Source organism: Rhizobacter sp. (assembly GCA_021153565.1).
In the GTDB taxonomy this organism is placed as follows: Bacteria; Pseudomonadota; Gammaproteobacteria; order Burkholderiales; family Burkholderiaceae_C; genus Albitalea.
The window spans coordinates 1-20,772 of record JAJKJU010000034.1; the positions used below are offsets into that span (position 1 = coordinate 1).

The 20,772-nt window shown below is 62.0% G+C and carries 15 protein-coding genes and 2 pseudogenes; 8 read left to right on the forward strand and 9 right to left on the reverse strand.

Annotated features, from left to right (window positions below; all coding sequences use genetic code 11):
• Nucleotides 1-129: 129 nt before the first annotated feature.
• The 4 genes from AC30NL_RS02475 to AC30NL_RS02490 all read right to left on the reverse strand — a co-directional run bounded on the left by AC30NL_RS02475 (nucleotide 130) and on the right by AC30NL_RS02490 (nucleotide 4,258).
• Entirely contained in the window at nucleotides 130-1,188 is a 1,059-nt protein-coding gene (locus AC30NL_RS02475) for an AI-2E family transporter (RefSeq protein ID WP_489462429.1), read from the reverse strand.
• 109 nt (nucleotides 1,189-1,297) lie between these two features.
• A complete protein-coding gene (locus tag AC30NL_RS02480; RefSeq protein ID WP_489462430.1) occupies nucleotides 1,298-2,197 on the reverse strand; it encodes a DMT family transporter in 900 nt (299 codons plus the stop codon).
• Between the two features lie 73 nt (nucleotides 2,198-2,270).
• Entirely contained in the window at nucleotides 2,271-2,783 is a 513-nt protein-coding gene (locus AC30NL_RS02485) for a methylated-DNA--[protein]-cysteine S-methyltransferase (RefSeq protein ID WP_489462431.1), read from the reverse strand.
• Complete coding sequence (locus AC30NL_RS02490) at nucleotides 2,780-4,258, reverse strand: Ada metal-binding domain-containing protein (RefSeq protein ID WP_489462432.1); 1,479 nt, start codon at nucleotides 4,256-4,258, stop codon at nucleotides 2,780-2,782. Before AC30NL_RS02490 ends, AC30NL_RS02485 begins: the two co-directional genes overlap by 4 nt.
• Nucleotides 4,259-4,552: 294 nt before the next feature.
• Here AC30NL_RS02490 and pstS point away from each other — a divergent pair, with 294 nt between their 5' ends.
• The 7 genes from pstS (at nucleotide 4,553) to AC30NL_RS02525 (ending at nucleotide 11,990) form a co-directional block, all read left to right on the forward strand.
• Nucleotides 4,553-5,593 (forward strand): phosphate ABC transporter substrate-binding protein PstS, encoded by a 1,041-nt coding sequence (gene pstS, locus AC30NL_RS02495; RefSeq protein ID WP_489462433.1) that lies wholly within the window; start codon nucleotides 4,553-4,555, stop codon nucleotides 5,591-5,593.
• Between the two features lie 171 nt (nucleotides 5,594-5,764).
• Nucleotides 5,765-6,232: a hypothetical protein gene (locus AC30NL_RS02500; protein WP_489462434.1), complete on the forward strand. Its 468-nt coding sequence runs from the start codon at nucleotides 5,765-5,767 to the stop codon at nucleotides 6,230-6,232.
• Between the two features lie 208 nt (nucleotides 6,233-6,440).
• Nucleotides 6,441-6,854 (forward strand): DUF6258 family protein, encoded by a 414-nt coding sequence (locus AC30NL_RS02505; RefSeq protein ID WP_489462435.1) that lies wholly within the window; start codon nucleotides 6,441-6,443, stop codon nucleotides 6,852-6,854.
• A gap of 277 nt (nucleotides 6,855-7,131) precedes the next feature.
• Nucleotides 7,132-7,350, forward strand: a complete 219-nt coding sequence (locus AC30NL_RS02510) for a hypothetical protein (protein WP_489462436.1) — start codon at nucleotides 7,132-7,134, stop codon at nucleotides 7,348-7,350.
• 895 nt (nucleotides 7,351-8,245) lie between these two features.
• Nucleotides 8,246-9,637, forward strand: coding sequence for a phosphomannomutase/phosphoglucomutase (locus AC30NL_RS02515; RefSeq protein ID WP_489462437.1), 1,392 nt, complete (start codon nucleotides 8,246-8,248; stop codon nucleotides 9,635-9,637).
• Between the two features lie 77 nt (nucleotides 9,638-9,714).
• A complete protein-coding gene (gene waaC / locus AC30NL_RS02520) occupies nucleotides 9,715-10,698 on the forward strand; it encodes a lipopolysaccharide heptosyltransferase I (RefSeq protein WP_489462438.1) in 984 nt (327 codons plus the stop codon).
• On the forward strand, nucleotides 10,695-11,990 hold the full coding sequence (locus AC30NL_RS02525; protein WP_489462439.1) for a 3-deoxy-D-manno-octulosonic acid transferase: 1,296 nt from the start codon (nucleotides 10,695-10,697) through the stop codon (nucleotides 11,988-11,990). Before waaC ends, AC30NL_RS02525 begins: the two co-directional genes overlap by 4 nt.
• Nucleotides 11,991-12,067: 77 nt before the next feature.
• On the opposite strand, the pseudogene AC30NL_RS02530 reads toward AC30NL_RS02525, so the two are convergent.
• Nucleotides 12,068-12,367: pseudogene (locus AC30NL_RS02530) on the reverse strand (DDE-type integrase/transposase/recombinase); the annotation flags it as partial.
• 532 nt (nucleotides 12,368-12,899) lie between these two features.
• Between AC30NL_RS02530 and AC30NL_RS02535 the strand changes: the two are divergent.
• Nucleotides 12,900-13,967: a hypothetical protein gene (locus AC30NL_RS02535; protein ID WP_489462440.1), complete on the forward strand. Its 1,068-nt coding sequence runs from the start codon at nucleotides 12,900-12,902 to the stop codon at nucleotides 13,965-13,967.
• A 914-nt stretch (nucleotides 13,968-14,881) separates the two neighbouring features.
• Here the strand turns inward: AC30NL_RS02535 and AC30NL_RS02540 are convergent.
• The 4 genes and pseudogenes from AC30NL_RS02540 to AC30NL_RS02555 form a co-directional block, all read right to left on the reverse strand.
• Nucleotides 14,882-16,210, reverse strand: coding sequence for a TolC family outer membrane protein (locus AC30NL_RS02540; RefSeq protein WP_489462441.1), 1,329 nt, complete (start codon nucleotides 16,208-16,210; stop codon nucleotides 14,882-14,884).
• 251 nt (nucleotides 16,211-16,461) lie between these two features.
• Nucleotides 16,462-16,788 (reverse strand): rhodanese-like domain-containing protein, encoded by a 327-nt coding sequence (locus tag AC30NL_RS02545; RefSeq protein WP_489462442.1) that lies wholly within the window; start codon nucleotides 16,786-16,788, stop codon nucleotides 16,462-16,464.
• Entirely contained in the window at nucleotides 16,788-17,441 is a 654-nt protein-coding gene (locus AC30NL_RS02550; protein ID WP_489462443.1) for a protein-L-isoaspartate O-methyltransferase family protein, read from the reverse strand. The genes AC30NL_RS02545 and AC30NL_RS02550 overlap by 1 nt, the downstream gene beginning before the upstream one ends.
• 40 nt (nucleotides 17,442-17,481) lie before the next feature.
• Nucleotides 17,482-20,641: pseudogene (locus tag AC30NL_RS02555) on the reverse strand (efflux RND transporter permease subunit).
• Nucleotides 20,642-20,772: the final 131 nt, after the last annotated feature.

Sequence of the window (20,772 nt, forward strand, 5' to 3'; positions counted from 1 at the left end):
ACTCGACTTAAACCCGGCTTGTACCCAGTAGCCCCACACCCTGCGAACGAAAAGTTCAAGCAGGGCGGGCACTTAGGTCTCGGTGGTCGTCAAAGTTCGGCTTAGCCGCTTGGGCGCCCGCCCTGTTCATCAAATCGCACCGTGGATGCGCAGCTCTCTCGTCAACCACGCGTAGTAGATTGGCGCGGCCACGACGCCCGCCAATCCAAAGGCCGCTTCCAACAGCAGCATCGCGGCGAGCAGCTCATACGTTGGCACACGAATCCGGGTTCCCACGATGTGCGCATTCAAGAAGTATTCGAGCTTGTGTATGCCCACCAGAAACGCGAGCGAGAGCATTGCGAGCCATGGCGATACGACGAGGCTCGTGAGAACGATGGCCGTGTTCGACACCAGGTTGCCGAGTACCGGGATCAGGCCCGCGACGAAGGTGATGGCGACCAAGGTGCCAGAGAACGGCAGGTGAAAGCCAAGGGCGGGCACGATCCCCAGCAGATAGACCGCGGTGAATGCCGTGTTGATGAGCGAGATGCGCAACTGTGCAGCGACGATGTCGACGAACGCACTCTCGAGTTGCACGAGCCTGTCGCGCCAGGCGCGCATGAAGGCAGCTCTGCCGGCTGGCTCGTGTCGACCGGAATAGCTCGCCAACAGCCCGATCGCGAGACCGGCCAACAGATAGATGAGTCCGCGCAGCGCGTGATTTCCCCACATCTGCACCTCGGCCGCGTTCTCGCGCAGCCACTTGGCGGCCACGCTGTTCAAGGCTTCCGGTGAAGACGGCACGTGGTCCGCGAGCCATGGCGGCAGGGTGGTCTTCAGCTTGTCCAGCGAATCGGCCATGAGTTGAAGCAGGGCGGCGAGGCTGTCCGGGCTGGCGGCCAAGGTCAACTCGGTGAGTCTGTCCAAAGCCAGCGCAACGAGCAGGACCAGGAGAAAGGCCAGCAGCGCCAAGGACGTGTTCTTCGCAGCAGATTCGGGCATCCGCCTCTTCAACTGACGTTCGAGCGCGCGATGCAGTGCGAACGCGCTCAGGCCCGCGAGCAGGGCCAGCAGAAGATGCAGGGCGACGATCGCAAGCAGCGTGACCCCAAGCGCCGCAACAGCTGCTGCTTCGATGAGATCAAGTCGCTTGGCAGGCGAATGAGAAGTTTCGGGTGGGATTGCAGGTTCATTGTGATTGGGCATTTCGCAAGGATTGTGCGCCGATGCGACGCGGTCAGAGGCTGAGAGTATTTCGAGCGTGTCCGAGCAACACGAGCGGGCATGTTCGAAATACTCTCAGCCTCTCAGCCTCTCAGCCTTCACGTCCGGCAAGATTCGACGGCCGCTGCGGCAGCCTCAACAAGCCGGTCGCCAGCGCCGTGCCCACGAGGATCGCCCCGCAGCCCACGACCATCGCCATGGTCACTCCTTCATCGAGGAACATCCAGCCCCACAGCACTGCGAAGACGGGAATGAGAAACGTCACCGAGATCGCGTTCGCCGGGCCAATGTGCGCAATGAGCCTGAAATACATCACGCAGGCCACACCGGTGCAGGCCAGCGCGAGCAAGGCGGCTGCAACCCAGGCGTGATGCGACGGCAAGGCCGCGGGCCACCAGACGGCAGCCGGAAGCATGAGCACGAGTGCGGCTGACAACTGGCTGCCCGCTGCGACGGCCAAGGGCGCGACGCCGGTGAGCCGCTTCTTGGTGAAGCTGGCGGATGAGCCGTAGCAAAGGGTCGCGAGAAGACAGGCTGCGATGGCCCAGCCCGTGCCGCCCGGCTTGAAGCTCGCCTTGTCCCACGCCAGCCACAGCACTCCGGCGAAGCCGATGGCCAGCCCGATGATGCGCGACGTGGTGAGGCTGTCCCTGAGCCACAGCCACGCGATCAGCGCGCCGAAGAGCGGAGTCGCCGCATTGAAGATCGACGACAGGCCTGCGGTGATCGACAAGGCTGCATAACTGAAGCAAAGAAACGGCAGCGCGGAGTTCGTCACGCCGACGATGAAGATCGGCCGCCAATGCAGCCGCAGCACGCCCATCTGCCCACGCAGGCTGAGCAGCGGCAGAAGGAAAAGCGTAGCGCCGATCACCCGCACCGCGGCGAGAGCCACGGGTCCGAACTCCGCGGCACCCATGCGCGTGAATAGAAACGATGCGCCCCAAAGTGCTGCCAGGCCGATGAGCTCGGCCAGATCGGAAGACTTCACGTGAACTCCTGTTGTGCAGGGGACAGATCGGATTGAAGTCGGGGCCAATGCAAGACCTTGAAAGGGGTGGCTTTCACAACGCCACTCCTTCGAGCTTCAACAAAGCGCGCTTGCGCTCCATGCCCCCGGCGTATCCAGTCAAGGCGCCGTTCGTTCCGAGCACGCGGTGGCAGGGCACGATCACCGACACCGGGTTCTTTCCGACCGCCGCTCCGACCGCCCGCGCGGCTTGGGGCGAACTCAACGTCCGGGCGATGTCGCCATAGCTGCATGTGCGCCCCGTGGCGATACCTAGGAGGGCCTGCCAGACGCTGCGCTGGAAAGGTGTGCCATGCAGGTCCAGCGGCAGATCGAATCGCGTCGTGCGTGCCGCAAAGTAATCGGCCAGTTGTGCGGCGGCGGCACCCAGCAAAGCGTCGTCCGGCGCCTCGGGGGCCGACAGTTCGCCCGGGTGATCTTTCTGTCCTTCGAACCACACGCCTGCGAGGCCATGTTCCGTTCGTGCGAGCAGCATCGCCCCGAGCGGGGAAGCGAAAGTGGCCCGGGCCGTGCAGGAAGCGTGGATGGATCGGGTGGCAAAACTCATGATGCGGGAGTCTCCAGGCTGTTCCACAGTCGCAGCACGGCATAGGCGCGCCAGGGCCGCCAAGCGGCCGCAACGGCATCCGCTTCTCGTTGCGAGGTGGTGTTGAACAACTGCTTCATCGCCTTCAGCACGGCGACGTCATTGGGTGGGAACGCATCCGGCCAGCTCATCGCGCGCATGGCCACGTAATGAGCGGTCCAGGGGCCGATGCCCGGCAATTCGCACAGGGCTTCGATCAAGGCTTCGGGCGACTGCCGGTCCGCGATGCGTCGTTCGAGCTCGGGCCAAGCCTTCGCGATCTCGACGATGGCATTGGCACGGGTGCGGATGATGCCGAGCTCGGCGATCTGCGCGACGGGTGTGGTGGCGATGAGGCCTGGCGCGGGGAAGGTCCGATCAAGCTCGGCCCACGGTGTGGCAATGGGTGCGCCGAAGTTCTCCACGACGCGGCGGGCGAGTGTTCGAGCGGCGGCCACCGTGACCTGCTGGCCGAGCACCGCGCGAACGGCAAGCTCGAAAGCATCGATGCTGCCGGGCAGGCGCATACCATCCGAGCCGGGCAGGGCAGCCAGTGCTTCACCGATGGACTGTGGTGTGGAATCCAGGTCGAGCCAGCGGCGTACTGCGGCAATCACCCGAGTGCTCGCGCCGACCCACTGAGGCGAGAACGCAAGACGCACGCGTGAGGTGGCGAGTGCGAATTCGACGTCGATCCAGCCCGAGGCTTCGGCGATCACGCCGGCGCGAACGCTGCGGCGAATCCGCATCCCTTCGACATGCTCGACACCGGGAACCGCCCGCTGTGCGAGAAATCGCGTGAGCCTGTCGGCGTCGTATGGCGCACGCAAGCCCAAGGACACGGTGATGGCTTCGACCGGCGACGCGGCATGGTTATCGGGCGTGTCGCCACGCAGACGGGTCGGGCTCATGCGGTAGCTCTCGGAAAATGCAGCATTGAATCGCCGCAGGCTTGAGAAGCCGCTTGCCAGCGCCACCTGGGCCACCGGCATGCGCGTGTCGGTCAGCAACTGTTTGGCGGTGAGCAGCCGGCGAGTTTGCAGGTACTGCACCGGGGTCACGCCATGTTCGGCCTGGAAGATGCGGCGCAGGTGCCGATCGCTCACGCCGAGGCGTGCGGCCAAGTCGGCCAAGGTCGGCGCCTCGCCGCTTGCGGACTGTGCATCGAGCCAGTCGGCGGCCTGGCGGGCGAGCGTGCAAGACGCGTCCATCACGCTCCACGCGAGGCCCGGACCGGGGGCGATTTCAGGGCGGCACTTGAGGCAGGGGCGAAACGATTGCGCTTCGGCCTGCGCGGGCGTCGAGAAAAAGCGGCAGTTTTCACGCCTGGGGATGCGTACGCGGCAGATCGGGCGGCAGTAGATGCCGGTGGACGTCACGCCCACGAACAGCCGGCCGTCGAAGCGCGCGTCGCGGGCTTGCAAGACGAGGTAGGCAGCGTCGGCATCGAGGTTCATGCAGTCGATTATGGACAACGCCGCCCACAGGACTCGCCGTTTTCGGACATCTTGTTCTTTCACAAAACGTCCGCGTGTGTCAGGCCGTTGTACCGCAGGGAAGCGCCCCCGCGAATCGCCCCGCCCATGGACCCGAGACCGACCTGCGCGTCGCGACCTTTCTTCAATCGCAAGACCGCCCCGCGATGTCCTGTTGTCATGGTTGACAATCACCATCCTGCGCGGCCCGCGAGTCAGCTCTCGCGGGCATTCCATCCATAGGGGCCGACAAAGAGCTCCGCATCCAACTTCCTCATGAGATTCTTGATGTCACTGCTCGGCGTGCTGCTGGGCTTGCCCGGCGCCATCCATGCCACCGAGATCAAAGGCGCAGGCGCGACCTTTCCTTCCGCGGTCTACCGGACCTGGGCCGCGGGCTACGAAAAAGAACACGGTAGCAAGGTCAGCTATTTACCCACGGGTTCCGGCGACGGCGTACAGCGCATCGTCGCGCGCGAGGTGGATTTCGGCGCGACGGACTCACCGCTCAGCCCGGCCGATCTCGCGAAGTACAGGCTGGTGCAGTTTCCGATGGCAGTTGGCGGGATCGTGCCGGTGGTCAACCTTCATGGTGTGGGCGCGAACCAGCTCAAGCTCACGGGCGATGTGCTTGCCGACATCATGCGCGGCGCTGTCACGCATTGGAACGACAAGCGCATCGCTGCGTTGAACCCCGAGCTTTCACTGCCTGCGTCACCCATTGTTCGCGTGGTTCGTGCAGAGAAGTCAGGCACGACCGAAGCCTTTTCCAAGTACCTCTCGGCAGTGTCCCCGGAGTGGGCCTCGGGCATCGGTCATGGCCAGCTCGTGAAGTGGACTGGCCATGTCCTTGCGGTCGAGGGCAACGACGGCATCGTCAAGGCGCTGAAGGACACGCAGGGCGCGATCAGCTACGTGTCGTACGACCGCGTGATCAGCAACAAGCTCGCGGCCGTGCGTGTGCGCAATCGGGCGGGCCAGTTCGCGCATGCATCGGACGAGGCCTTCAAGTCGGCAGTGCAAGAGTCGGACCTCCACAAGAAGGGCGACGAGACGGCCTCGCTGCTTGACCAGGATGGATCAATGAGCTGGCCGATCTCGGTCACCACCTATGTCCTCGTCGACGCGCAGCCCAAGACCGCGGCCGGCGCACGCGATGCACTGCAGTTCCTGTATTGGACTTTCTTGCGCGGCGATTCGCTCATTCGATCGAGCGGCCTCACGCCGCTGCCCACGGCCGTTCAGGCGCGGCTCGTGCATCGCTTCCTGCAGGTGCGTCCCCAGGATGGTCAGCCGCTGAACTTTTATAGCTTCTGAATTCGATTTGCATCGATTTGATTTGAACAGGTGTACATAAGGATTTGGCCCGAAACAATTTCCCGTTTTGGGGGGGGCACTGGGCGTGGCTCGCCACACGGCGCTCGGAGCGCCTTGCATCGCGGCGCGCATCCCGCCCAGCGCCCCCAAAACGGGGACTTATTCCGGGCCATGTCCTATAACAACTTCATTGCGCCGGAGGCAACACGTGCCTTGGTCGATGGTGCATCCAGGTCCGACGCATTGCGGCTGGAGCTGCGCCATATCCATCGGCTGTACGAAGACAGACTGGCACTCGGCGAGAACCCCGTCGATGCTCCGAATTCCTGGTGGAGGGCGCAGGGCCGTGCGATTCAAGAGCTGATCGACCGAAAGGTGAGCATCCAGGCCGAACTCGGCCAGGAACCCCCGATGGGGCTCGTGGCTATGATTCAATCACGTTTACGTGCGGGTGCGCTTGGAGGAGAAGGGCCTTCGAAGGAGAATGTCGAGTTGTGGGCGGCAACGCTGCTGGCGAATGGGGCGTTGCCTGCAGCGCCAACGGCTGCAAAGGGGATGGGCAAGCACCACGCCCCGCCACAGACAAGGCTGGAAACGAGATCGGTCGGATCATCGTGGACTCTAGGGGTAACGCAATGATTGAACCTGTTGGCGGCCGAACGGTTGCGGCTGGCAGAGGCGGTGTCGATACGCACACGCTCCATCCCAACGGCTCGAACTATCAGCGGCTGAACCCGCAGGGTCACGCGAACAACCCGACGCCGCATGGGCACGGGCATGCGCCTAGTACCGCCCCCGGAATGAGAGGGCAAGGTTCTTCACTCGACGAGAACGGGAATGTTGTCCCGTGGAACAGTCCCGCTGCTCATTGGTCTATCAATTGACCACCATGGACCTTATCGCATTCTTGAAAACCTACGTCGGCGATCGCGGCTGCAAGTCGGTTGTGATTGATGGATGGAACTCTGAAATTAAGGTTCAAACGACGTGCATCTCTCGCGTCCGGTCGGCGGCGTGGGACTACTACACAGCTGAAGACTTGCCGGATGGCTTCATAGTTTTCGAAGGCGTGAAGAGCGTGGTCTTCGAGCCGAGCGGTGTCATTCCAAACGACTCCATTAACGCCATCCGAGCGGAGCCGCTCGTGGGCGATCAGGCGAAGTACCTGACATTTAGCAACCCGGAGCCCTTTCCAACGTGGTACGAGCCTGATCGAGGGCCGTATTTCCAACCAGGTATGAGCCTGAAGCGGGCGGTTTGAGGCGACGTTGAAGGGAGGGTCGATCATCACAAGGATGGTGATCGAACTTCTGCAGTCCGGCGAAAAGTTTCTTGGACCAGGCTACAAAGAAATTGGCAAGCTTGGGAGTGGCGTCTTCCGTAGTGCGGATGGAACGCGACAGTTCCGAATAGATGGCAACTCTCTATCGGGCAACCATGCGCCTGGAGTGCCGCACGGACACTTGGAGACCTACGCGCCAGGTGCGGCCAAGCCGACCGCGAACAATCACATTCCCTTCTTCGACTAGGAGCGAGCGATGGACATCGAACTTGGCAAAGTCGGGAAGATAGTGGCAGGGCAAGAACTGGGTCGCTATGTCAAGGTGGTTGACGACGCAGCTAGTACGGGAGGTTTCTTGATTCTCACGGCTATGGCTCCTGACATGCAAGACGGCTTCGACAGTTGGGTTGAAAGTAGAGAGATGCTGCAACGCTTCTTTGAGGAGGCGGGGTGGATTGTTGAGTGGCCGCAATGATTACTTGCCGCAAAGGGGGCTCAGAACATCGCGAATGGACCTCGACTAGGGCAACAGCTGGCGCATAGCGAGGCTGCGTCGATCTTCGTGAACGGTGGCTTGCGAGCGGAAGTCTTTGCCGGATCGAAAGTTGCTATCCCTGGTAGTCAGCTGAACGATCCTGCGCTTGTTAAGGCTCTAACTAAGTTCTGTTGCCGCAAAAGTGCCGATGCATCGAAAACTGGCGAACTGGCTGTCGGTATTGGAGGATGCCCAAGCCACTGCAGCACGCGCCCCGAAGATCGCCCGACGGACGAATCAGGTACCACGAAGTTGAGCGATCTGCTCGCACACCTGGTCCAAGCAGGGGTTTCTTCATATGTGACTGAGTGGAATCCGGCGAGCAGGAACATCCGCTCTTGGAAATGGGCTGGAAGTGAACGTATATATGGACGACACGGACGAACACGGCCAGCCGGACAATCTGGTGGCAACAGGTGTAGTAGAAGCTAACCAGTCTTCGGGTTGGGGGCGCACGTGAAGTGGTGCTGCCGCATCGATTCCAACGGCATACACCACCAGTCTGAGCTTTGACAGACGATTCCTCGCGGCAAAGGAAGGCACCTTCTGCCTCAAATGGGGGCAACAGAGGCCGTCATTGATCCACGGATTCACTGAACACGAAGGTGTCCGCTCCATGCGAGCATCGCCACGATGGCAGCGTGCATGGCGGCCAAAGCCCGCACGCGAACGAGATGCGAATGATCTCGATGTTCACCGCGGCGCGCGGGTTGCCGAACACTGAAGAGAGTGTCCGACGCCCTGCTAGGTGAAGGCATATGGCGCGGTGCGCCGGCCGCCGTGGCCGTGGACGCCATCTCGCTGCCTACAATGCCCCGCTCAAGGAGTGAGATCAATGAAAGTAGCAGCATCGATTTTCAAGGCCTATGACATTCGAGGCGTCGTCAGTGACACCATCGACGAACGCTTCGCTGAACATCTCGGCCGCGCTTTCGGCACCGAGGCCATCGCAGCAGGCGAGAAGGCAGTGGCGGTGGGCCGCGACGGTCGCCTGTCAGGCCCCGGGTTGGCAGCAGCCCTGGTGCGCGGCCTGGCGTCTACCGGGCTCGATGTGGTGGACCTTGGCGCCGTGACGACACCGATGCTGTACTACGTGGCCGCCACGCGCGGCGAGCATGGCTGCCACAGCGGCATCCAGGTCACGGGCAGTCACAACCCCAAGGACTACAACGGCTTCAAGATGGTATTGGCCGGCCGTGCGATCTACGGAGATGACATCCAGAAGCTGCGCCAGCGCATCGAGGCCGAGGACTACGCGAAAGCCAAGGGTCGCGACGCGAACATGGACATCTTCAAGGAATACAAGCAGCGCATCGTCGGCGACTGCAAGCTCAAGCGCCGCATGAAGATCGCAGTCGATTCGGGCAATGGCATTCCCGGAGCATCGGCGCCGGCCATCCTGCGTGCGCTGGGTTGCGACGTGCAGGAGCTCTACTCCGAAGTCGACGGCGATTTTCCCAATCACCATCCGGATCCGAGCAAGCCCGAGAACCTCGCCGATCTCATCCGGACCGTGCAGACGACGGACGCCGAGATCGGCTTGGCCTTCGACGGTGACGGCGACCGTCTAGGCGTTGTCACGAAGGACGGAAACATCATCTATCCGGACCGGCAATTGATGCTGTTCGCAAAAGACATCCTGACGCGCAACAAGGGCGCGACCATCATCTATGACGTGAAGTGCACGCAGCGTCTCGCACCGCTGGTTCGCGCGGCCGGGGGCGTTCCGCTGATGTGGAAGACGGGCCACTCGCTCGTGAAGGCCAAGCTGAAGGAAACCGGTGCACCGATCGCCGGCGAGATGAGCGGGCACATCTTCTTCGCCGAGCGGTGGTATGGCTTCGATGATGCGACCTACACCGCGGCACGACTCTTGGAAATCCTCTCGCGCAGCAAGGACCCGAGCGCGGTGCTCAATGCGCTGCCGACGAGTTTCAGCACGCCGGAATTGAACGTGCCTTGCAAGGAAGGCGAGCCCAGGGAAATCGTGCAGAAGCTGCTCGAGACGGCGAAATTCCCGGGCGCGAAAGAGATCATCACCATCGACGGACTTCGTGCCGAATACGACGACGGTTTCGGCCTGATTCGTTCATCGAACACCACGCCTGTCTTGGTCCTGCGATTCGAGGGGCAGACGCAAGAGGCGCTGCATCGCATCGAGCACGAGTTCATGGAGGCGCTGCGAGCGGTGAAACCGGACGCGAAGATCGCGGCGGCGGCACATTGAGTGATTTCATTTTCCGCATGGCCTTCACCCCAGCCCTCGCCCAGAGGGAGAGGGTGAGATCAGCGGGCGGGTGACGCATGCGCGTCTTGGTGGTCAAGCTGTCTTCGCTCGGCGACGTGGTGCACACCATGCCTGTCGTGCACGACATCCACGCAGCCTATCCTGACGCGCTCATCGATTGGGTCGTCGAGCCCGGGTTCGCGCCTCTGGTGCGCCGTGTGTCGGGCATTCACAGCAGCATCGAATGCGCCATTCGCCGCTGGCGAAAGGGCTGGTGGACGAGCGGGGTGCGGCACGAATGGGGTCAGTTTCGCGACGCGCTTCGCGGCGAGCGCTACGACGCGATCATCGACTTCCAAGGGCTTACCAAATCGGCACTGGTGGCACGCATCGCCCGTGGCACGCGTTTCGGCCTAGCCAACCAGACCGATGGCGCGAGCCACGAGTGGCCGGCGCGCTGGCTGGTGGATCATCCGATCCAGATCGAGCCGCGCATTCACGCGCTCGACCGGGCGCGGGCGCTCGCGTCGCGTGCGCTGGGCTATGAACTGATGGGGCCGCCATTGTTCGGCCTGCGTTCGCAGCAGTTCGAAGCCACCGATCGCACGGTGGTCTTCGTGCACGGCACCTCGCGCGACGACAAGTTGTGGCCGCAAGAGAGCTGGATCGAAATCGGCCGGCGCATGGCAGCCATGGGCTGGCGCATCGCTCTGCCACACGCAGGCGCGACCGAGAAAGCGCGTGCCGATGAGATCTGCGCGGCCATCGGCCCTGCGTGCGAGGTGTGGCCCGCGATGGATCTCGATTCGCTCACCGACCGCATGGGCGCGACGCATGGCGTGATTGGCGTCGATAGCGGCTTGAGCCACATCGCCGTGGCGCTAGACCTGCCGCACGTGCAGATCTACAACTTCCCCACGTCGTGGCGCACGGGGCCGCAAGTTGCGCACGGGCATGACCATCAGGTGTCGGTCGAAGGGCAACCTACGCCCGGCGTCGAGACTGTGTGGGAGAAGTGGCAGCAAGTGTGGGCGAAGTTTCAGCAGGCCGAGCAGCGATGACCGCGGCATGGCGGCAACGGTTGGCTCGGGTCGCCTACTCGGCCATGCTGCGTCTGCTGAAGCCGGTCTATGTGTTGCGCCTGTGGTGGCGCGGTCGCGCGGAGCCCTTGTACCGGCATGCCATTCTGGAGCGACTGGGAAGCTATCACGGAGAGCGCTCGCAGGGGTGGGTCTGGGTGCATGCCGTGTCCCTCGGCGAGACGCGTGCAGCCGCCGCGTTGATCGAGGCATTGCGCGAGCGCATGCCGGACATGCGCCTCTTGCTCACCCACAGTACGGCAACGGGCCGTGAAGCCGGTGAGGCATTGCTGCGCGATGGCGACCGACAGGCATGGCTGCCCTACGACACGCCGGGCGTGGTCGAGCGCTTTTTCAAGCAGTTCGCGCCTGCTGTCGGGGTACTCATGGAAACCGAGATCTGGCCAAATCTGCTGCACGGTGCGGCGCGGCACGGCGTGCGCATGGTGCTTGCCAACGCGCGCTTGAGTTTGAAGAGCCAGCGGCAAGGTGAGCGCTTGTCGGCGGTGCTGCATCCGGCCGTCGAGACGCTGGCGATGGTGCTTGCGCAGACACGAGCCGATGCCGAACGTTTGCGGCAGGCGGGCGCGAAGGAGGTCGTCGTCAGCGGCAATCTCAAGTTCGACATGGCGCCCGACGAACTGCTCGTTGCCCGTGGCAAGGCGTGGCGTGCGGCGGTGAATCGTCCAGTGCTGCTCGCCGCGATCACGCGGGAGGGCGAGGAGAGCATGTTGCTTGCGGCGTGGGCCAGCCACATGCAGGGTGTAGCAACCAAGCCCTTGCTCGTTGTCGTGCCGCGGCATCCGCAGCGATTCGACGAGGTCGCGGGTTTGCTTCGATCGGCCGGACTTCGTGTTGCACGTCGAAGCAGTTGGGCCGATGAGCCGTCGGAAGAGGCATTGTCGGCCGATGTGTGGCTCGGCGATTCGATGCGCGAGATGTCTCTGTACTACGGCCTCGGCGACGTGGCCCTGCTCGGTGGCAGCTTCGCGCCATTGGGCGGACAGAATCTGATTGAAGCCGCTGCGTGCGGATGCCCGGTGGTGATGGGGCCGCACACCTTCAACTTCGCTGAAGCAGCAGCACTGGCGCAAGCGGGGGGAGCGGCGATTCGGGTGAAGGATGTCGACGAGGGCATGAGTGCCGCGCTGGCCATGCTTGGAAATGCCGCTCAACTCTCCGAGACCTCAGCCAAGGCCATCGAATTCGCGACGGAGCATCGCGGCGCTGCGGGGCGGATGGCTGAGGCGATTGCCGAATTGGTGTCTTTGTAGCCGGAGGCGAGATACCAAGCCGCACGCTTCATTGGATTTGGAAGAACAAGATGGTTTTGGCTTTCCGAAGGTCAGACCGAAATCCAGGGATGACGATGCCCCACCGGGCGCGAAGCCCAGTGCCAAAGCATCGTTAGCACCGTCGTGGCCTTGAGCGTGGAGCCCTTGTCGCCGTGCAGCACCGGCTTGGTTTCCAGCGCCGCAATGCCCTCGGCCAGCGCCGTGCGCTTGACCAGGTGAGCCGCGTGGTGAGAGTCGTCGCTGTCGTGCACCTCCCCGCCCACGATCTTGCGGCTGTACAAGTCCAGGATCAGGTACAGGTGGAACCAGCGCCCGGCCACCGTGGCTGGCAAATAGATCATGTCCCAGCACCACACCGCGAAGTGGCGCCTGTGGCACGGCCGCACGGCCGGGGCCATCACGCGGCTGCAGTCAATGCTGGGCGTGATGGCAAGACTTTCCCCCAGACTTTCGATCGCTCTCCTTCGCTTCGCTTGAACAAACGCCGCTTCGTCTTCGTCCGTCGCGCGATACCGGTCGATGGCAAAGATACGCCCTTGGCTGTGCTCAGCCATCTCTCCGGCTCGGCCAAGGTCAATCCATCAGCCTTGGCGAGTCCCTCCACCCACAGCAAGAGTGCCTCAGATGTTTCGTCGATTTCCCAGCGTATCCGGTTCCCCCAGTCACCTGGAACAAAGCAGTCCACAGCGACAAGCTGGGTCCGCCACTGCGACGACGCTCACGCCGCTGGGTCTGGCGCGCCGAAGCGCTTCGAAAGGCCCGTCGTTGCAGGAGTCATCGACCAGCATTTCGAATGGACAGCCCTCCTGCTTGTTGTCCTGCTTCCAAGGCGTCTTCAAAAAGCGTTCCGGATCTGCTACAGAACTCTCGCAGTCGCGGATCAGTCTTTTGGAAACACCCGATACACGCGATACGGCCCGGGCCGAAGCTCTTGCGAAACCTCTGAGTTCTGTGCCGGACGTGCGGCCGATTGCGCAACCCAAGTCAATCGAAAAAATCGCCGATGAGTGCGGCGTGCCTGTCATAGCTCTGGAGGAACACATTCAGAATGAGATGAAATCCTTCTGCGAAAAAAACGCGACCGGCACTTCGTCTTCAACTGGTGAATATATGGCATTGATGGACAATCTTTACAATCTATATATGCAAAGCCAAGACAATCAATCCCCGGAATGGATTCTGAATGCACGTGATTTTGACTCGTTCATTGCACATTTTTGCCCACAGGCAAATAAAAAGTCGCAGTCGCGTCTTATTGATCAAATAGAAGATTTTTGTCGACAACACCTGCCACCCATGGTGCGATTCACCAGCGGTGAGGTAAAGCCCGTCTACAACGGTCAGAGAAACTGGGTGAAGTTTCCAGCGGCTTTGGTAGATATGCAGGTAGTCGACGAGGCCCGGCAGCTCGTCAATGAAGGTTTTATTGAAAAAGAGAAACTGTTTGTCCACGGCACAGGCTCGGCCGCCATTGCGAATTTTGCCAAAAACCAGGCTATCTGGTCCGCATCTCTGGCAATACAAAGCGGCGATAAGGTCGTGACAGGAGAATACACAAGCCACATCAGTGGCGACGGGAAAACCTCGGTCGGTGGAGGCGCGAGCGGGCTGGGAGATATATTTACAAGCCGAGAGGGTTTGAGCTCGGCAAGCTACACCATGCGGCGCTGGTTCAATGAAACGCCAGTCACATTCGGAATCAGCGAAGAGAAACAGCGGAAATACAATGACGCCCGCAACATAAAACGGTCGTATACAGAATCCTCGGAGGAGGAAGTCACGGTCGGGCCGATCGTTCCGTTAGAAAATGTTGTAGCCATATCAGCACCTAAGGCCAGTGAGGCACGGATCCGCTCGTGGATTTCTGCGCATTGCCCGCACGCAAAGTTCGTATCGTACGAGGCCGCCACGATATTGGAATCCACGAATTTGCTTGGCTTATTACCCGAGCAATAGGCCAGATCGTCGCAGCCGGTGTAGCGAACCTCGACCCTTTATTCCTTGCCGGCCATGGCGTCGCTCGCGTAGTGAGGCATCTAGCTTTTCTGCAACTTCCTCCAAGTTGAAGACTGAGGGGCCACCTGTCGCCAGCAGGGCGATTGCATGAAGGAAACGCGTGAACGCGTGGTAACGGAATGTCTCGAGATTGACCTCTAGAAAAGCAAATGGAGGTCAAAAGACAAGAAAACAGCCGCATTCGTTACATGAACTTACTACTTCTGGTTGCATTGCGTGGCGGCCACAGATAAGGCGGACAGATGCTCAAGCGAGAAAAGTCCAGCAAGAGCAACAGCAAGTCCACGTTTCGCCTCGATTTCGAGGGGTTTCCTATACCAGATATTTGGTCATTTCTTCGTGCAATCGCCCTGGGGTTCAGGGATGCCTTGTAACGAGCTTTCTCTATTCCTTTGTCGTTCGTTGCGGTCACGTCGCGTCGCATTCCATGACCAAAGCATATGAATTGGTTCAATGCCTTACTAGGCTGCGCAATCAGGTTGCTCTCATCCAGCAACTGAAGGAATGGCCGACGCCAGATGGATCACGTCGCGTCACCTGACGGCCCGTCCGTCGATGACGAGGAACTCGAATCAGTCCCCGAGGGCGGGCGTGACCGACTGGCCCCGCCGCAAGGTCGGGGCGTAACCTGGGGCGGATGCCCGGTATCGGCCGGCATCCCCGTGCCTTATGCTGGTCCGATGTTGCGCCAGTTCACCACGTCGATGACCTTCGAGACCTGCAGTGGCGGGTTGCTCGAGGTCACGCGTCCCGTGAGGACGGGCGCACGCTGTCTGGCGCATCGGATTCGGTCTTGCTGTCGTAAAGCCTTGCAGGAGGACGTCGTTGCCCGGATATACCGGGCAACGAACGCATCACTTTGCCAAAAGCTGATTGACTTTCAGCACATCTTCCGAGGTCAAGGTCCCCGCGGCCTGGCGCAGCTTCAGGCTATTGACCAGCACGTCATAGCGCGCCTTCGCGAGATCGCGTCGCGTCGTGTAAAGCTGGGTCTGCGCATTCAATACGTCCAGGTTCACCCGCACGCCGACCTTGTAGCCGAGCTGCGTCGCCTCCAGCGCCAACAAGCTCGACGACTCTGCTGCTTCCAGGGCTTTCACCTGCGCCTGCAACGACTCCAGGCTGAAATAGGCCTGACGCGTGCTTTGTGCTGCCGCGCGGCGCGCCGCTTCGAGGTTGTTGCGCGACTGGTCTTCAAGCAGCAGCGTCTCCTTCACGCGGTTCTGGACCGCACCGCCCGTATACAAGGGCAGCTTCAAGGTCACGCCGATGTTCGACTGGGTGGTCGGGCCGGACGAATCGATGGGCGTCGGGCCGAGAGCCGAGAGTGTCGTGCCCGTGGTGTTTCCGTGGCCTTTTCCATAGCTTCCTGCCAGTTCGACGGTGGGCAGATTGCCGGCGCGCGCCTTGTCGGTTTCCAGCTTGGCGACGTCGTAGGCGAGGCGGAACTTGCGAACGTTGGGAGCTTGATCGCTCGGCCCGACCCACTCGTCGACCGTGCCGGGCAGCAGCGGAGCGAGGGTGACGGGTCCGGCCAGCGGGTGTGGCATCACGCCGGTGCGGCCGACCAGCGTGTCGAGCGCGATCCGCTTGGTCAGCAGGTCGTTTTGCGCGAAGAGTTCGGTGGCAGTAGCGAGGTCATAGCGGGCCTGTGCCTCGCGGGTGTCAGTGATGGTTGCAGTTCCGACCTCGAAGTTGCGCTTGGCCGAGGCGAGTTGTTCCGCAATGGCGACCTTGCTCGCCGTCGCGGTGGTCAGTGCGTCCTGGGAAGCCAGCACGTCGAAATACGCCTGCGCGACACGAACGATCAAGTCCTGTTCGGCCGCTTCGACATCAGCCTTGGCGCCTTCAATGCCCTTGTCGGCCTGCGCAATGATCGCGTCGTTCGCACGGTTGAAAAGCGTCTGCAAGCCGGCGATGCCCGCGGTGCTGCTCTTGTTTGTCGTGTCGCTGCCGGGAAGGTCGCTGCCGGTGCGATTGACCGAAGCGTTCAAGCTGACATTGGGTCGGCGAAGACCATGGGCCTGCTCCGCCTTGTACACAGCGGAATCAGCCAACGCGCGGGCGGCCAGGTACGACGCATCGAACGCTCGTGCCGCCTCATAGAGTTCGTTCAGGCTCTGCGCGCGGGCCGCGCTTGCCGCGCCGAAAGCGAGCACGATGCCCAGCGCGAGCGGCGCCAATCGGGTGAAGCGGCTGGTGGGGTGATTCGCAGCGGAGCTTGGGCTCTGAACGGCACCCCTTTCAAGGTCTTCGCTCCCTCTCCCTCTGGGAGAGGGCTGGGGTGAGGGCCGTGGGCGGTGAATAAAGCCATGGATTGCCATCACCGCAGCCCCTCACCCAACCTCTCCCCAGAGGGGAGAGGAGCCAATACAAGACCTTGAAAGGGGTGGCTCTGAACGGGCATGGTAGGTGGCTTCCTTGATGTTCTTGCTTAGTAACGCGGCACGGTCGGATCGACCTCGACGGACCATGCGTCGATGCCGCCGGCGAGGTTATAGACCGACTCGAATCCATGACGCTCCAGAAATGCGACGACTTGCAGGCTTCGTACCCCGTGATGACAAATACAGACGATGGACTGCGACGGCTCCAGGTCATCGAGTCGATCCGGAATACTGCCCATCGGGATGTGTTTCGCCGCCACGCCAGGCAGCGAGATCGAGGCAAGTTCGACTTCCCAAGGCTCGCGAACGTCCAGCAGCAGAGCTTGCGATGTAGAGCAGTGTGTGTCGAGTTGCTGAACGGCGAGTTGTTTCATCAGAACTTGAAGCGAGTGGGTTCGGGAAAGCCCGTGAGGCGAGGAGCCACGGTGTCGAAAAGCGCAACGCTTGCGAAATCGTGTTCACTGCTGCGGGTGAAAAGCATGGCTCGCATGACGGGCTGCTGCCCGACGATGGTGGCAAGGCGGCCACCGATCTTCAACTGCGCGAGAAGGCTGGGCGGCACTTCGGGCACCGATCCCGACAGCAGGATCACGTCGAAGGGGCTTTCGTCGGGCAAGCCGCGCGAGCCGTCGGTGTTGTGCACGCTGACGTTCATCAGGCCGGCTCGGCGAAGGTTGGCGACGGCCATGTCGGCGAGATCGGCGTTCAGTTCGAGCGAGATGACCTGCTGCGCCTTGTGGCCGAGCAGGGCGGCCATGAATCCACTGCCCGTGCCGACCTCCAATACGTGTTCGTGCTTGTGGACTTCGAGCTCTTGCAGCAGGCGGGCCTCGACCTTGGGCGCCAGCATGCTCTGGCCATGCGGCAGGGGCACCTCGGTGTCCACGAAAGCCAACGCCTTGTACGCGATGGGCACGAAGTCTTCGCGCTTGACCACGGCCAGGAGCGACAACACGCCTTGATCCAGCACGTCCCAGGGGCGAATCTGCTGCTCGATCATGTTGAAGCGGGCTTGTTCGATGTTCATGGCAGGGGTCCTCGGGGAGTGAATTGCAAAGCCTGCCATTTTATTTCGCCACCGGCTGAGCAGCTGGTTGACCCGGTACGGCACGCTTTCCGTGCCATTTGCGCTTGGCCCAGGCAGACAGGTCGTCGAGGTAGCAATAGACCACCGGAACGACCACGAGCGTGAGCAACGACGAGGTGATGACACCGCCGATCACCGATTGCCCCATGGGCGCGCGCTGCTCCGATCCTTCGGACAAGGCGAAGGCGAGCGGCCATGGCGAGCGTCGTCATGAGAATGGGGCGCAGGCGCACGCGGGCGGCATGCAGCAGCGCGGCTTCGCGCTCCATGGGCGCCTGTGCGTTCTCGCCGTCGCGCGAACGAATGGCGAAGTCGATCAGCAAAATCGCGTTCTTGGTCACGAGACCCATCAGCATCACGATGCCGATGATGCTGAACATGTTCAGTGTCGAGCCGAAGACAAGCAGCGCGAGCACCACGCCGATGAGCGTGAGCGGCAGCGAGCTCATTAGCGCCAGCGGCTGTATGAAGCTCCTGAACTGGCTCGCGAGAATCATGTAGATAAAAACCACGGCCAGCGCGAGCGCACCCACTGCGTACTGGAAGGACTCGGTCATGTTCTTGGTCGAGCCGCCGAAGCTGTAGCGGTAGCCGGGTGGCCACGCCACGCTGTCGAGCACCTTGCGGATATCGGCCGACACATCGCCCGCACTGCGGCCGAAGGCGTTGGCGTCGATGTTGATCTCGCGGCTCAGGTCGCGGCGGTTGATCTGGTTGGGGCCGGTGGACGGCGTCACATCGGCCACCTGCGACAAGCGAACCACTCGGGGTGAACCGTCTACAGCGGCGGCCACGTTCAGGGGCAGGCGCTGCAGATTGGCCAGCGAGTCGCGGCTATCCGGGGTGAGGCGCACATTGACGTCGTAGTTCTCGCCGTCGGGGGCTCGCCAGTTGCCGACCGTCGTGCCCGCCACCAAGGTACGCAGCGTGCCAGCGATAGCGTTCACGTTCAGCCCGGCGTCGGACGCGGCATCGCGCTTCATTTCGATGGATACGGTGGGCTTGTCCGGCTTGAGGCTGCTGTCAAGATCGACAAGGCCAGGGATGTCGCGCAGTTTTGAGAGGACGGCGTTCGACAGTCGCCCGAGCTCCACCAGGTCAGTGCCCTGGATTGAAAACTGGAGGCTCTTGCCGCCTCCCAGGTCGGTCTGCCCGATGTTGGTGACCGTGATGCCCGGAATGCGCGACAACTGCTCGCGCAACGGGATCGTCATCTGGTTGACGCTGCGCTGGCGATCCTTGCGATCGACGAACCGAACATAGGTTGAACCGTAGATCTTGCCGAGCGTGGTGCCGGCGTTGATGGTCGTCACGGTGTGTCGTACTTCGGGCATGGCGCGCAAGATGGCGTCGATCTGCTTGGCACGTGCTTCCGTCACTTCGAGCGACGAGCCCACGGGCGTGTAGAAGTTGATCTGCGTCTCGGAGAAGTCGGCCTTGGGAACGAATTCCGCGCCCAGCAACGGGATGATGAAGAAGCTGCCGATGAAGGTGGCGAAGGCGATGGAGAGTGTCGCCAGCTTGTGCGACAACGACCAGCGCAGGATCGTCTGGTAGGCGTCCGACAGCCATTCGGTCAGGCGGTCGAAGAGATGCGTCACGCGGCCAACGGTCTTGTCGTAGAGCGTCACCGGCTCGCCGCGCGCCCCGCCGTGCGCCTGCGGGTCGTGCCAGGCGCTGGAGAGCATCGGGTCGAGCGTGAAGCTCACGAACATCGAGATGAGCACGGCGGCCACGATGGTGATGCCGAACTCGTGGAAGAACTTGCCGACGATGCCGCCCATGAAGCCGATGGGCAGGAACACCGCGACGATGGACAGCGTGGTGGCCAGCACTGCCAGTCCGATTTCGTTCGTTCCTGCGAGCGCCGCATCGTGCGCGCTCTTGCCCATCTGCACGTGCCGCACGATGTTTTCCCGCACGACGATGGCGTCGTCAATGAGCAGGCCCACGCACAGACTCAGCGCCATCATCGTGATGCCGTTGATCGTGAAGCCGAAGGCATACATGAAGAGGAAGGTGCCGATCAGCGCGATGGGCAAAGTGAGCCCGGTGATGACGGTCGAGCGCCAGGAATTCAGGAACAGAAAAACGATGAGCACCGTGAGCGCGGCGCCTTCAAACAGGGTGCGCTTCACGTTGGCCACCGACACGCGGATCGAGCGCGAGTTGTCGCGGTTGACTTCGACCTGGACGCCCGAAGGAGTCAGCGCCGTCGCGTCGGCCAGCGCCTTCTGCAAGCCGTCGACCACCGCGATGGTGTTCTCGCCCTGCGACTTCTGTACCGACAGCAGAACCGTGCGCTGGCCGTTGTAGAGCGCAAGGCTCTCGAGCTCTTGCGGGCCGTCGACCACGTCGGCCACCTGCCATAGCTTGATGGGCGTGCCGTTGCGGCGAGCGACCACGATCTCGCGGAAGTCTTCGGGGCGCTTGAGGCGGGCATTGATCTGAACCACGGTTTCCTGCTCGCGAGAGCGGATCGCTCCCATGGGCAGTTCCTGGTTCTCGCTCTTCACGGCAGCCACGACCTGATCGACGCCGATGCCGAGCGCCTCCAGTGCTGCGGGCTTCACGTAGAGGTTGACCTGGCGCGAGACGCCTCCCACCACGCTCACTGCGCCGACGCCGCGGACGTTTTCGAGCCGCTTTTGCAGCACTTGTGTTGCCCAGGTCGTGAGTTCCTGCGGCGACTTCTTGCCGTCGCTGGACAACACGGCCACATTGAAGATCGGCGTGCTTGCCGGGTCGAAGCGCGAGATACGCGGCTCTTTTACTTCGTCTCGCAGGTTGGGGCGGATCAGCCCGACCTTTTCGCGCACGTCGTCGGCGGCCTTGCGTCCGTCCACATCGAGGTTGAACTCGACGATGACGACGGAGCTTCCTTCATACGAGCGCGAGTACAGCGAGTTGATGCCGGCCACCGTGTTGACCGCTTCCTCGACCTTCTTGGTGACTTCGCTCTCGACGATCTCTGGCGATGCGCCGGGATAGTCCATGGCGACGACCACTGTCGGAAAGTCGACATTCGGAAATTGATCGACTGAAAGACGCTGGTAGCTGAAGAGTCCCAGCACGACCAAGGCCAGCATGACCATCGTGGCCATGACGGGGTTGGAAATCGATACGCGGGTGAACCACATGGTCAGAGGCTGAGAGTTTTTTGAGCGTGCCCGAGCAGCACGTCAAAAGGCGCCTGATCTAGGCGCAAAGCGCAGCCATAGCCCGGGCTATGGCGAGCATTTGTAACGACGAGCAGGGGTCTTTTGGCGTG

What these genes read in the sequence shown, in the direction of transcription:
- AC30NL_RS02475 (WP_489462429.1), bottom strand. Translation starts at nt 1,188, where the DNA reads ATGCCCAATCACAATGAACCTGCAATCCCACCCGAAACTTCTCATTCG.
- AC30NL_RS02485 (WP_489462431.1), bottom strand. Translation starts at nt 2,783, where the DNA reads ATGAGTTTTGCCACCCGATCCATCCACGCTTCCTGCACGGCCCGGGCC.
- AC30NL_RS02490 (WP_489462432.1), bottom strand. Translation starts at nt 4,258, where the DNA reads ATGAACCTCGATGCCGACGCTGCCTACCTCGTCTTGCAAGCCCGCGAC.
- pstS (WP_489462433.1), top strand. Translation starts at nt 4,553, where the DNA reads ATGAGATTCTTGATGTCACTGCTCGGCGTGCTGCTGGGCTTGCCCGGC.
- AC30NL_RS02500 (WP_489462434.1), top strand. Translation starts at nt 5,765, where the DNA reads ATGTCCTATAACAACTTCATTGCGCCGGAGGCAACACGTGCCTTGGTC.
- AC30NL_RS02510 (WP_489462436.1), top strand. Translation starts at nt 7,132, where the DNA reads ATGGACATCGAACTTGGCAAAGTCGGGAAGATAGTGGCAGGGCAAGAA.
- AC30NL_RS02515 (WP_489462437.1), top strand. Translation starts at nt 8,246, where the DNA reads ATGAAAGTAGCAGCATCGATTTTCAAGGCCTATGACATTCGAGGCGTC.
- waaC (WP_489462438.1), top strand. Translation starts at nt 9,715, where the DNA reads ATGCGCGTCTTGGTGGTCAAGCTGTCTTCGCTCGGCGACGTGGTGCAC.
- AC30NL_RS02525 (WP_489462439.1), top strand. Translation starts at nt 10,695, where the DNA reads ATGACCGCGGCATGGCGGCAACGGTTGGCTCGGGTCGCCTACTCGGCC.
- AC30NL_RS02545 (WP_489462442.1), bottom strand. Translation starts at nt 16,788, where the DNA reads ATGAAACAACTCGCCGTTCAGCAACTCGACACACACTGCTCTACATCG.
- AC30NL_RS02550 (WP_489462443.1), bottom strand. Translation starts at nt 17,441, where the DNA reads ATGAACATCGAACAAGCCCGCTTCAACATGATCGAGCAGCAGATTCGC.